The sequence below is a fragment of the Christiangramia sabulilitoris genome (genome assembly GCF_007050985.1).
Taxonomy (GTDB): Bacteria; Bacteroidota; Bacteroidia; order Flavobacteriales; family Flavobacteriaceae; genus Christiangramia; species Christiangramia sabulilitoris.
The window spans coordinates 331,123-344,735 of the sequence record NZ_VHSF01000003.1; the positions used below are offsets into that span (position 1 = coordinate 331,123).

At 40.0% G+C, this 13,613-nt stretch carries 6 protein-coding genes; 1 reads left to right on the forward strand and 5 read right to left on the reverse strand.

What is annotated here, in order from left to right; genetic code table 11:
- Positions 1-126: 126 nt before the first annotated feature.
- Entirely contained in the window at positions 127-1,473 is a 1,347-nt protein-coding gene (locus tag FGM01_RS11695) for a M24 family metallopeptidase (RefSeq protein ID WP_243735797.1), read from the forward strand.
- Positions 1,474-1,693: 220 nt separating this feature from the next.
- Here the strand turns inward: FGM01_RS11695 and FGM01_RS11700 are convergent, their stop codons facing one another.
- Genes FGM01_RS11700 through FGM01_RS11720 form a run of 5 tightly spaced genes read right to left on the reverse strand, consistent with a single transcriptional unit; the run spans position 1,694 to position 13,405 of the window.
- Complete coding sequence (locus FGM01_RS11700) at positions 1,694-2,734, reverse strand: adenylate/guanylate cyclase domain-containing protein (protein ID WP_143411357.1); 1,041 nt, start codon at positions 2,732-2,734, stop codon at positions 1,694-1,696.
- 17 nt (positions 2,735-2,751) lie between these two features.
- The gene (locus FGM01_RS11705) at positions 2,752-3,132 is read right to left on the reverse strand and encodes a response regulator (protein ID WP_143411358.1); all 381 of its coding nucleotides are present in this window, start codon (positions 3,130-3,132) and stop codon (positions 2,752-2,754) included.
- 5 nt (positions 3,133-3,137) lie between these two features.
- Complete coding sequence (locus FGM01_RS11710) at positions 3,138-4,457, reverse strand: ATP-binding protein (RefSeq protein ID WP_143411359.1); 1,320 nt, start codon at positions 4,455-4,457, stop codon at positions 3,138-3,140.
- A 12-nt stretch (positions 4,458-4,469) separates the two neighbouring features.
- Positions 4,470-6,959, reverse strand: coding sequence for a tetratricopeptide repeat-containing sensor histidine kinase (locus FGM01_RS11715; RefSeq protein ID WP_143411360.1), 2,490 nt, complete (start codon positions 6,957-6,959; stop codon positions 4,470-4,472).
- Positions 6,956-13,405, reverse strand: a complete 6,450-nt coding sequence (locus FGM01_RS11720; RefSeq protein WP_143411361.1) for an ATP-binding protein — start codon at positions 13,403-13,405, stop codon at positions 6,956-6,958. Before FGM01_RS11720 ends, FGM01_RS11715 begins: the two co-directional genes overlap by 4 nt.
- Between the last annotated feature and the right edge of the window lie 208 nt (positions 13,406-13,613).

A 13,613-nucleotide genomic window follows, 5' to 3' on the forward strand; every position in this document is an offset into this window, starting at 1 on the left:
CATTCTTGGCATTCCTTTAGTCCTTCCGTGAATTTCACCTGATGACGGTAGATGAGTATTAAAAGGATAGCCTTATTCTGAAAAAATAAATTTTATAAATTGTCTCGAAAAGCCAATCTGATAAATATGAACAAATTTCTACTACCCGCACTTTTACTATTAACTATACTTTTTTCCTGTAACTATCAAAAAGCACAGGAGACCATGTCTTCAAAAACAAGAGAAAATACTGCAAATACGATTTCCTGGGGTAAAAATCCCTGGCCCGAAATTAGAAAACAGCGAATAAACGAATTACTCCCAGGGGCTTTAAAGGCCGCCGAATTAGATTGCTGGCTGGTAATTTGCCGTGAAAATAACAATGATCCCATTGCCCACCATATTGGCGGGGAAAATGCCGGGGGTACCGCTGCTTTTCTTTTTTATAATGACGAAAATGGTTTTCATTCCCTGGTATTTTCGCCTTCGGGAGAATCAAAAGCGCTGGATGATCTTAATATTCATGATTCGGTGGCAAGCGTAGAACGCAATGAATCGGCCATGAAACAGGCTGCCACTTTTATCAAAGAAAAAGATTTTAAGACCATTGCTGTAAACTCTTCCAAAACCAATTCCATGGCTGATGGCTTGTCTTACACCCAACGACAGGAACTGGAAGCCTATTTAGGTGACCATGCAAAAAGGCTAACACCTTCTACCGAGCTAGTCTATGAATGGCTGGCCATAAAACTCCCGGAAGAGGTGGAAATCCTAAAAAAAGCGGCTGCCCTTACTGCCGAGTGGCAGGTCGAGGCTTATCAGCAAGTGGTTCCGGGCGAATCTACCGATGCCGATATCGCCAGGTTCCTGAAAAAGAAAATGGCTGAAAATGGCGTGACCGATGGATGGGCAGCAGACCAGAATCCCAATGTGAATTCCGGACCAGATCGAGGTCATTCACATGCTACGGAAAAGGTGATCATGCCTGGAGATGTGATCCAGATAGATTTTGGCATCAAGGTATACGACAGGTGGGTAAGCGATATCCAAAGATTTGCTTATGTCTTAAAAGATGGCGAAAAAGAGGCTCCAAAGAATATAAAGCATTACTGGGAAAGTGCAAAGGCCGGTAACCGTGCTGCACTGGCCGCTATGAAACCCGGTACTAAAGGAGTTGAGGTAGACAGGGCTCAACGTGTGTTAATGAACGAAGCAGGATCTGAATATGTCATGTGGAGTACCGGGCATCCGGTGGGGTATGTCGCCCATGATGTGGGGCCTAACCTTGGCGGATCACAGGCTTCACATGTCAGGCCAGCAGCTGAAAAAGAATTAAAGCCCGGAATGACCTTCGCATTTGACGGTTTCCACGCCTGGAAACTTCCGGATGGAAATTTGAAGACCATATCTGTAGAAGAAATGGCCGTGGTTACCCAGGACGGCGCTGAATACCTTATAGAGCCACAGGAAGAGTTGATACTTATAAAAGGTTAGGATTAGAGCCTATTTCTCATCCACTGCTTTATAAATACCCGATTTATAATTACGATCTTATATAATATCTATATAGTTTTTGCTTAAGATTAAAAACGGGCCTCCAGGAGGCCTATTTTTTTTATATCCGGTATTCTATTTCAGAAATTTAGATAATTAATCACAAAGATTCACTGGGATGGCTCCTCAACAGCTACCTCAACTTCATCCTGATTCCCGGTTATTCTAAAACTTCAAAAACAGTTACCGGTTCTTCTTTATTTTTCAATTTAAATTTTCCTAATTCCCGGCATTTGAAATATTCTTTTATTTTTTCATAGCAAGCTTCACAAATAATTATCTGGTCCTCTTTGGCGATATCCTGAAATCGTGCAGCTGTATTCACCGTATCACCAATCACCGTATAATCCAGTCGTTTTAAACTTTCAGACCCTATGTTTCCAGAGGTCATCTCTCCACTTTTTATCCCGATGGAAACCTTGGGTTTAAAATCTGAATTCTCATCTGGAGGATCCAGTTCACTTATCTTATTCCTGACCGCAATTGCTGTATCCACAGCCCGGTCTAGATGATACTCACCCCGGAAAACCGCCATTACAGCATCGCCTATAAATTTATCAATAAATCCCTTTTGGGCTATGATCTCCTTCGCCATGATATCAAAATAGGTATTGATCATTTTCACCACTGTATTGGGAGGAGCAGTTTCGCTAATCCTGGTAAAACCTACCATATCGATAAAAACCACACTGCCTTCTATAGTTTCATTTTCCATAAGGGACGATTCATATTCCCGGCTGTTCATGAATTTAAGAACATTTTCATCTACATACATCTTCAGAATATCATTCTCTTTTATGGCAATAAGGGTATCTTTTAATTGCCTCGCGTGCTGAATCGTTTTTTCAACGGTAATAGAAAGGTCTTCAAAATTTATAGGTTTGGTTATAAAGTCGAAGGCACCACGGTTCATCGCAGTACGAATATTTTCCATGTCCCCATAGGCTGAAACGATCACCGCCTTGATGAGGGGATTCTTCTCATTCAACTTAGTCAGTAAAGTGAGGCCGTCCATTTCTGGCATATTGATATCGCTCAAAACAATATCTGTATCAGGTTCTTCTGAAATTTTCTCGAGCGCATCACGACCGTTGAGGGCAAATCGGAAATCATATTCATGCTCACGGATCTTCTTCCTGAACTTCTGCTTGATCAAAATCTCAAGATCAGCTTCGTCATCGACTACCAGTATTTTGACCATTTTTAGAGATTTAGTTATTAATTTAAAGCGCCAAGTTTTCTTAACTCATTTCTCAAAGACTCAAAATCGATTGGCTTGGTAAAAAATTCCCTGGCTCCAGAATTTATAGCCTTGTTATAATTCTCGGTATCGCCATAAGCCGAGATCATACTTACCGGGATCTTGGGAAATTGTTTTTTTATTTTTTCAAGAAGCTCCAGGCCCGTCATTCCAGGCATATTGATATCAGAAAAAACATACACCACTTCTGGCGGATCTTTTCTTTTAAGGACCTCCAATGCTTCTTTACCCGAAAATGCAAATTCTATTTCCAGGTCGTCATTCTTTATCTCTTTTCTGAACTTCTGCCGGAAAAGATCTTCGACATCTTTCTCATCATCTACAATTAGTATTTTCATTGCTTTCACTTCTTTAATTGAATAATAAACCTGGAATAGGTCTTATTATCTGTTTTTGATTCTACTTTTAATTCTCCCCCGTGAGCTTTAATAATGTCATTGGTAATTGAAAGACCAAGTCCGGTTCCCTCGGTTCCTTTTTTAGTTGTAAAAAAAGGCTGAAGGATCTTGGATTTATATTCATCAGATATTCCCGGGCCATTATCTTCAATTTCAAGTATAATTTTATCGCCCTTACCATAAGTTTTAACCTTAAGTTTTGGTGAGTATTCACCCTGAGTTTTGGACACATTGAGCTTTTCATGCATGGCATCGAAGGCATTATTGCATAAGTTTAAAATCACCCGGCTAAAGTCTTCCTGGATAACAGGAACCTTATCTATCTTCTCATCCAGATGATAATCTATACTCACATTTATTGGCTTTTTACCGGCTCTCATTCCATGAAAGGCGAGATTAACATACTCCTTTACAAGCCCATTGAAATCTACTTTTTCTGCCTTGCCATTGCCGCCACGACTATGTTGCAGCATGGACTTTACAATACTATCTGCTCTTGATCCATGCTGTTTTATCTTCTCCAAGTTAGACTTCACATCTTCAAGTATTTCCCTGGCCTCGCTCAGGGCAGCTGAGCTACCTATTTTGTCCAGTTCTTCAAAGCTCTCATCGATCAGTTCCACATTCAGGTCTGAAAAGTTATTGACGAAATTGAGCGGATTTTTGATCTCGTGAGCGATCCCCGCAGTTAATTCTCCAAGGCTGGCCATTTTTTCTGAATGGATTAGTTGTTCCTGGGTAGCCCTTAAACGGCTCAATGATTCTTCGAGGCGGGCAGTTCGCTTCTTAACTTCTTCCTTTAATTCTTCATTCTTCTCTTTAAGATGTTCAATCCCAAAAGAATCTATTGCGCTATCCACAAATTCAGGTTTAGATCCATGAAAATGAATTAGTAACCACTTCTCCCCGGTGTACTCGTAGACGCCTGTATACCTCAGAAACATTTCTATTTTTTCCCCAGTGTCTGTGGGAGAGAAAAAATTTACCTCATCACAAAGGACCGCTACAGTATCGTTAGCCAGCATCCTGTATGAGAAAGGTTTTAAATTCCATTCCAGCTGGTAATTCTCCTGTTGATTCCGGGTATTTTCCAGGATCCCGAGATAATCTTTTTTCGAAAGGATCATCTCATCCCAGGTTGTTCCAAACCCACTTATTTTGTCGTCGATAAGTTTTACGGCTTCCTTCACAGGTAATTCACCGGTAATTATCTCGAAAATTCGTTGATGAGTTTGATGAAGCAAATCTTTCCTGGTATCCTTCATAAAATCAGAGTGTTAAGCAGGTAATAAGATAGTAAATATTGTTCCCTCTCCCTCCTGGGTATCTATTTTTAATTCCCCACCGTGTACCTGAATGATCTCATAACTAAGGTAAAGTCCAAGGCCGGTACCCTGCCCGCTGGGTTTAGTAGTAAAAAATGGCTGGAAAACCTTATCCAGAATATTTTGGGAAATTCCAATGCCATTATCCTTTACCTGTATACAAACCTGATCAGGTTTTTTCCTGGTCAGAATTTTGACTTTCGGCACATATCCGGGATCGCTGGTTTGGCATTTTTTCTGATGTACAGCATAAAAGGCATTAGTGAGTAAGTTTAAAATTACCCTTCCAATCTCCTGCGCCATGACATTGATCTTCTCCAGAGCAGGATCAAAATCTTTTTCCAGATTAGCATTAAAGGATTTGTCCTTTGCGCGCAATCCATGATACGCTAAACGCAGGTATTCATCACATAGAACATTAAGATCTGTAGGTTCTTTTTCAGAATTTTCTTTTCTGCTATGCTGCAGCATCCCTTTTACTATCGCATCTGCACGCTTACCATGATGATTTATTTTATTAAGGTTATTCCTGATATCATTTAAAATCACTCTAACTTCACTATGGTTTCCTTTTTCAAATTCTTCAGCTATTTCATCAAGCAATTCATTATTGATTTCAGAAAAATTATTCACAAAATTCAATGGATTCTGTATCTCATGGGCAATTCCGGCGGTAAGCTCTCCCAGGCTGGCCATCTTTTCAGATTGTATAAGTTGCGATTGGGTAGCCTTGAGCTGATCTAAAGTCTGCTCAATCTTCTTCTTTTGCCTTTTTAATTGAGCATTAGCTTTTTGCTTGTTCTTATTATTGCGGTATAAAATTATGGCAAAGACAACCACTGAAATCAATACAATTAATACACTTATAATCAGCCCGCGCTGAAATAGACTTTCCTTTTCTTTTTTTAATTTTTCTCTTTCTAGAAAATTTATGGTCTTTTCGCTTTCATCTAGAATAGAGCGTATCTCAGCATCGGCAATCCTGTTTATTTCTTCAGATTTTTCTTTCTCAGACCTTAATAGCTGATAGTCTTTTAAATATTGATAGGCCAGTGCAAGATTATCAAGATTTTCGTGAATCTGGGATAAAAGAAGAGTAGCTTTTTCAGTTACCTGATCATTACTATCCAAATTGAGGGCCTCAGTGGCGTATTCTAAAGCCCTCATATAATTTTCGAGTTGAAAATTGCATTCTGCCAGGTATAAATTCATAAATGCAATAGCCCACTCAACTCCTTCAAGTTTTCTAAAACCTTCTTCAGCTTTCAGAAAATAGGGTATAGCTTCCTGGTATTTCCCCTGGCTTTTTAATATCTGCCCCTGGGCATCGTTATATCGTGCAAGGGCATAATCTTTATTTCTTATGGTATCCTTGAGAGAAAGTTGCATATATTTTTTGGCCTCATCATATTTCTCTATGGCAATAAGGGGGAATACGATGGTACCATAGGCAATATATAACTGGACGGTATCCTTTTCCTTTTCTAAATCTGCAATAGCGATACGATAGTTATCTGCTGCCCTGCTGTCCATACCATAATTCTCATAGGCTATGGCCAGGTTATACTGATCTATTATCCTTAATTCACGGTCTTCGACAGGATCTAATAATTCCAGGGCTTTCAGGTAATATTCAATAGCCAGGGACCACCTGCCCTGCATTCTGTAACCATTTGCCATAGCGCTGTGGATAAGTGCCAGATTACTTTTATCCTGTTCCGCAGACATTAATTTGATCAATTCCAGCTCTATTTTTTTAGCCTCTTCTTCTTTCTCCAAATAGACCAGGGATCCCATTTTAATGGTCGATAAATGAAAGGCAGGATAGATTTCCCCTATTTCTGAGAATAAACGTATAGCTTCAGTTAACTTGGTTAGTGCTGTTTCCGGGTACCCAAGGCGATAATGAGTTCCGGCGATGGCGTATAAAAGATTCGCCTGTATTTCTTTGTTATTTGACAGTTCATCCCTCGCGAGCACCTTATTAAATTGATCTTGAAATCGTTGAACATCTTCATTTAAATTAGACCTCGGTAAATCTGTAAAATTGTTATTATCATTCACCTCTTCCTCTAAGTAATTGGAGAGCTGCTGAGCCTTTTTTCTATAATAAATACTTATGGGATTGTCTTGATCATAATAGAAAGAGGATAAGGTTAAATAATACATGGCTTCCCCTTCCTTATAATCCAATTTATCAGAGATTATTTTTGCCTCCTGTAGAGCAAGGAAACCATCTTCAAATTCAGGAATTACAAAACACAAACGCGCGAATTCATTCTTTAATCTTACCATTCTTGTTTCGTCCCCGGTAGATTTCTCTATATGCTGCTTTACACTATCCTTCTTAAATTTATAATTTTCTATATCGCTGCTGGTCTGGCCTAAACTGTTCAGGCAAAGCGCTAAAAAAAGGAAACATAATAAGTATTTGATTTTCATCGGTTTGTTTTTATTATGATAGTGAAGGTCGTTCCTTTATTTTTTTGAGTCTTTACTTCCAGGACACCTCCATGGGCCTTTACAATGTCGTAGCTTAAACTAAGTCCCAACCCGGTTCCCTGCCCGGTTGGCTTGGTGGTGAAAAATGGCTGAAAGATCTTATCCAGATTCTTTTTTGGGATCCCACAACCATTATCTTTAACTCGAATAAGCACCCGGTTAGTTTCCTTATGAGTTGAAATACTGACTTTTGGTTCATATAAGGGATCATTGGTGTTATTTCTTTTCTGCAATACGGCATAAAAAGCATTAGTAAGTAAGTTGAGGATCACCCTTCCAATCTCCTGGGCCATCACAGCGACATTCCCTAATTCCGGATCAAAATCTGTCTCCAGGTTAGCATTAAATGACTTATCCCTGGCGCGTAAGCCATGATATGCTAAACGCAGATATTCATCACACAGGATATTAAGATCTGTAGGTTCTATTTCTGAATTACCTTTCCTGCTATGCTGCAGCATCCCTTTTACAATAGCATCTGCGCGCTTGCCATGATGGTTTATTTTATTAAGGTTATTCCTGATATCCTTTAAAATTTCTCTTACCTCCCCCAGATCGCCTTTTTCTATTTCTTCGGCTATTTCATCGAGCAGTTCATTACTTACTTCAGAAAAATTATTCACGAAATTCAACGGATTCTGGATCTCGTGGGCTATTCCGGCAGTGAGTTCTCCCAGACTTGCCATTTTCTCTGATTGAATAAGTTGTTTCTGGGTTTGCTGAAGTTCTGTTAGTGCTTTTTCTGCATTTTCCCTGGCCGCCTTTATTTCTTTAAGATCCTGTTTTGCTTTGATGGCATTCGCTTCAGCGACTTTCAGATCTTTAAAACGGATATAGGTAAGGTTAAATACTGCCGCAAAACGTTCCAGCAATTCAAGTGCATCTTCGTCCTGTTCCTCGCCGGAAGCCAAACCAATAAGACCCCCCGAAAAATAAGCCAAATACTGGATCCTCCTTTTTTGTTCAATGCCACCCTGAAATGAGATATTCAATTCCTCATTTAGATACTTAAAATAATCCTGCAGTTCCCTGCCTTCCAAATCTATTATCTGGGACGTCTTTCCCTGCTTCCAGCCATCTAACATTCTGGAAATAGCTCTATTTTTTGTCGCTTCTAATTTAAAGTGACTGGCAAGCCTGCTGCCGTCCTCATTGGTTGCCCAGGCATCTATTGCGGCCAGGTCGCTATCAATAAGACCTATAAATAATCTATTTGGGGAGATACCCAGTTCCAGTAGCTGTTCAAAAACGACCATGGAGGTTTCGGTAAATTCCCTGCTATCCTCCATAGCCAGCGTGCGGCTTCTCACTTTTTCCAGGGCTGTTTCCACCCTGGCTTCCCTTGCCCGCTCTTCAGCCTTTTGCAAATCGAGGAATCGGGTATAGGACTGTTCAAAGACCCTGGCAAATCTCTTAAAGATCTCGTAAGATTCCGGGACAGGCTCATAGGTGATAAAAAGAAGATATCCATATTTAAAAAAAGCAACATGGTCTATCTGGGAGGTAGGGAAAGAAATTCCCTGTGCTTTCATTTGTAATAATTGCTCACCCACTCCCGGCAGGGAGCATAAATATTCATAATGGGCCGGACACTCGTCTTCACCTATTTCGTTCACCAGCAAGCTTTGGCCTTGCTGCCCAGCCTTATAATATTTAAGAAAGATTCCTTCCCTTGGTGTTCTGTATTTAGGGAATACACCCTGGCCATTGCTACCCCATTCCAAAGAACCCTTTTCTTCATCATCATAAATATTGAAGGCACAAAACCAGGTGGACACCCCCAGTTCCTGAACCTGTTTTACAAGTTCCAATGATAGATCTGCCAGATCCTCGCTCTTCTGCATACCTATAGATCTGCTACGAATCCTCTCCAGAGCAGCTTCAACCTGTGCTTCCCTGGCCTGAAGTTCTGCTTTTTCAAGATCCAGATACCTGGTATAAGCCTGCTCAAAGACCTTTGCAAAACGAGGCAGAATATGGGCTTCCTCAAATACCTGCAGTGCAGAAACCAGAATATATCCATTTTTAAAGGATGCCCCATAGTCAATTTCCCAGGGAGGTGCCCCGGGCATGGGAGTATCATTTTCATCCATATCTCTAAGTACTTTTTGAGCAGAAGGCAGATTGAAGATATCCTGAAAATGCTGTTCAATAAAATCACCCGGTATCTCTATAGAAAATAGCTCTTCTCCCTTTTTCCACTGGTTATACCTGTATTCGTGAATATAGTCCAGGTTTTTTGGAACAATAAAAGGACTCATCATACCTGCCCCCGGAATACTATGCCATTGCTCTACATGATCTTTATGCTTATCACAAAAAACAATCCCGGTGGCAAAGAGATCGCCCCCAAAGTTTCGTAGTTGATTAAACATTTCGGTAGTGACAGAGCTAAAATCCTTGCTGTTTTGCATTCCCATAGACCTGCTGCGCACTCTCTCCAGCGCCGCTTCAATATGAGCCTGTTTGGTTTGAGCTTCGGCGTTTTCCAGGTCACGAAAACGGGTATAAGTTTGCTGAAATACCTTACCGAACCTTAAAAGGGTTTTATTTTCTTCTTCAGAAAAGGGCTCACCTTCAAAATTCTCTATGTAAAGCCCCACATCGTCCATTAAAACTGTAGATATGGCCAGCCCTTTACAGTTTTGATAATAGCTTTTAGTTTCTTTTGCTACCCCCGGAATAATTTCAAACAACTTCCGATAAAATTCATTTTTTTCTTCATAAGTGTACAGGTTACTAAAAAAATTATCCCCTTTCTTTTTAGCCTTTAAGAAACTGTTCCAGTGCGGAGTATCAATATAGGGAACGGTCACCTCAGCAGGGACCTTGTTCTTATCGGTAAGCCAGATATGCATATCATCATTCTCCCTGTAGTCTATGATAAACCCTGCGTGTTCGATATTAAAATTAAGATGTACCAGTTGATCATAAACGACCTTTATCACCTCCTCCAGTTCAGAACTTTTTTGCATCCCCATGGTTCTGCTACGAACTCTTTCCAAAGCTGCCTCGATCTGGGCCTCTCTGGCCTGGGCTTCGGCTTTTTGAAGATCCAGAAAACGTCTGTAGGCTTGCTCGAATACTTTCCCAAAACGTTCCAGTATTTCCAGGTCATTTTCAGAAATAGGTTCTTCACTTACTGTCTGGAGTCCGCTATATTCAAAAAAGGTAAAGCCTGCTACATATCTTTCCAGAGCCTTATTGGCTTCCTGAACATGCTCAGGGAATCGCCTGAATTCAGTTTCTGAATAGAGATATTCATCATATTTTCTTTTCTCCTCACCTTCCAGGGTATATATAAATCGCTTTTTCTGAGCCTTCCAGGCATCCCACATGGCGTGATGAAAGGGATAATCTTCAAATTTCATATAGTAAGATTCAGCATCCTTTCCTGTTTCGGGATTTGCTGCCCATACGGTATTGCTCCTATCCTTTTCATCGATAAGATTGATAATACAGAAGGTGAGAGTGAATTCAAGATCTGTAAACTCCTTAAGAAGCTTATCTACCACAGTAGATAACTCAGAGGAATGATGCATGGCCAGGCTGGTTGATCTCACTCTTTCCAGAGCTGCTTCGATCTGGGCTTCCCTGGCCTGGGCTTCAGCCTTTTGGAGATCGAGGAAGCGGGTATAAGATTGTTTAAAGACACTCGAAAATCGCTTAAGAATATCAATCTCATATTGTGATAGAATCTTATTGTCTAAATCCAACACGATAATCATAAATTGATCGCTAGGTACAATCGTAATGTTTAAGGTTTCTGAATCCAAAATCTGGGCTTGAGCTACCTCAGGAATATCACGTAGCTCGGTAAGATTAAATAATGATTTATAATATTCATCCTTGGTTTTCTTATCATAACTTTCGGTAAAGACTTCGGGTTGATTAATTCGTGTATCGTACATGTCTTGACAAACGGCATTGTCAAAATACGGATGAATAAAATTTTGAATTACCAAGCCCTGATTGTGAGATCCACAAACATAGCCGTTCATTTCTCGAGACCCAGGAATGAAAATGTTAATTGCAGTAGCTCCAGCCTTGGTTATATTAAATCCTAAGTTTTGAAATTGCTCAAATAAGACCGATACAACTTCCAGCAGTTCATTACTCTGATGCATTGCCAAACTCCTGGACCTCACTCTTTCCAGAGCCGCCTCGATCTGGGCTTCCCTGGCCTGGGCTTCAGCTTTTTGAATATCAAGGAATCGTGTATATGCTTGTTTAAAGACTTTGGTAAAGCGTTTAAATATATCTATTGCTTCAGGATTATGTTCCAGGGTAATAAACATTAAATGACCATGAGAAAAAAAACCACAATGGGTTACCTGGAATTTAGGCAAATCAAATCCAGCTTCTACAATATTCCTCATCACCGTACCTACTACAGGAAGCTTATCCATATAACGATAGGTATTTTCAAGTGATTTGCCTTCAGATTCAAATATTAAAAATTCATCACCCCTTCTTTTAGCTTCACGAATCGTAATAAAAAATATATCTTCTGTAAGGGGAATAGGCATTGGCGTCCCAATTTTACCATCGGGCCCTGGATTGTAGCCCATAAAATAACTATCATCCTCATACCATAAACTTACTCCACAGGACCACGTGCCTATGCCCAGATTTTTAATTTGTTCAAAAAGCAATTCAGCCACTTCCCATAATTCTTCGCTTTGGTGCATTGCCATACTTCTTGAACGTACTTTTTCTAATGCGGTCTCTATCTTTGCCTCTCGTGCTTGTGCTTCAGCCTTCTTAAGATCCAGAAAACGGGTATAGGTTTGCTCAAATACTTTTCCGAAACGTTTAAAGATGTCATGAGCTTCCGGAACTTCTTCATAGGTAATAAATAGTAAAAACCCCTTATTAAACCTCACCAGGTGATTGAACTGTCGTGTGGGCAGATCTAATCCTGCCTCCTGGAATTGCTCAAAGGTCTTTTTAAGTTCCGGCAAAGAGGTCATATAATCATAATGAGCGACCAGATCCTCACCTTCCTGCCCGTAAACAAAAAAATCCATGTTTTTAACTATCGACTCATGCCAGGGCAGCAGACTTTCATGTTCTGTTAAAGGCAGTACGAAAGGCTCCTGCAGTTCCCCTTCGCTACTCATAATACAGGTACTGGAACGATTATCTTCTGAAAGAATATTATAACCTGCACTCCATGCCGGAATTCCCAGTTTTTGAATTTCCAGAAAAAGTATATTGGCAGCTTCAGGTAACTCCTTAGAATGCTGCATAGCCATGGTTCGACTTCGAACCCGTTCTAAAGCTGTTTCGATCTGGGCTTCCCTGGTTTGAGCCTCCGCTTTTTTAAGATCGAGGAAACGGGTGTAGGCCTGTTCAAAAACACTCCCAAACCGTTTTAAAACATTGTTCTCATGCTCGGTGAATATCCTGCCATGATGATTAATTATAAATATGGAGGTGTTCTTAAAAACGGCACATGAACGGGTATATCCACCTTGGCGTGAAAAAACTTCTTTTTTATGAGAATCATCGGCATTTAAATATGGAGGGAATTTAAAAAGGTGTTCAAAAAATTCAACTTTCTCCGCCTGGCTGAATTCTTCCGTGAAAAACCCCGGGCCCTTCTTTATTCCATTAAGAAGATTTTTGTAGATAGGTTTATCTACAGGGGGCACATGAACTTTTTGTACATAATCTGCCGTACCGCCTGCACCCCAGCACCATAGCTCATCCTGTATATCTGAATTGATCGTGATAAAAGCACCTCCGGTTAAGGAGAGTTGTAAATTAAGTAGTTCACGGTGAACCGTGTTGATGACATCCTGAAGTTCATTAGTGTGCTGCATCTCCAGAGACCTCGCTCTTACCTTTTCTAACCCCATCTCAATTTGCAGTTCCCGGGATTTTTCCTCAAGCTCTTTAGTTCGTCTTTGAATAGCCTCTCTTAACTGTAAATTTTCAGCGCTAATCTGGTCGAAACCTATAGTCTCTCCTTCTTCTGCCTTGGCATCTGGAATGGAAAAATGCTGATAAATGAATTTCCAGCCATCCCTGGTTTCGTGAAGGGCGTTAGAAAACCTGAACCTGCCATAATAGGTCCAATCTCTTTCAGCCATGAACCAGGCATCAAAAAGGTGGGTCAAAAAAATAACCTCCCCAAATTTTTCAATGGTAGTAATATTATTTCTCAGGTCTGTTTTCCCAGCAAATTGATCGGTGGTTTTCCTAAAAAATTCCGTGGTATCCTTTCGGTTAAGAAACTCTTCATTGTTGGTAGAACCAATGAAATGGTAATCATCATCAAAATATGAATCGTAGGTATCTATATCACCATTCAAATAACTATCAAGCCACTTTTGATAAATATTCAGAATCTCATTTTTCTGTATTTGAGTTATGCTCATATTAAATAAGTTTCTGGAATTGAAGGGATGAACAATAGTTTCAGATATTAATTCCTTACCGCGATAATTAGGAAATAGAATTTCAATTAAAATTATCTGTTATTCATCGGAAATCACCAAGTTAATATACTCTATTTCAGTAAATTAAATTAACAAACAAGATGAAAAGCCTGAAAAACCATATCAGTTGCAACAAATATTTAATGGT

Bases quoted from the DNA above. Each gene is read 5' to 3' on its own strand.
- FGM01_RS11700 (WP_143411357.1), bottom strand. From the start codon at position 2,734: ATGGTCAAAATACTGGTAGTCGATGACGAAGCTGATCTTGAGATTTTG.
- FGM01_RS11705 (WP_143411358.1), bottom strand. From the start codon at position 3,132: ATGAAAATACTAATTGTAGATGATGAGAAAGATGTCGAAGATCTTTTC.
- FGM01_RS11695 (WP_243735797.1), top strand. From the start codon at position 127: ATGAACAAATTTCTACTACCCGCACTTTTACTATTAACTATACTTTTT.
- FGM01_RS11710 (WP_143411359.1), bottom strand. From the start codon at position 4,457: ATGAAGGATACCAGGAAAGATTTGCTTCATCAAACTCATCAACGAATT.
- FGM01_RS11715 (WP_143411360.1), bottom strand. From the start codon at position 6,959: ATGAAAATCAAATACTTATTATGTTTCCTTTTTTTAGCGCTTTGCCTG.
- FGM01_RS11720 (WP_143411361.1), bottom strand. From the start codon at position 13,405: ATGAGCATAACTCAAATACAGAAAAATGAGATTCTGAATATTTATCAA.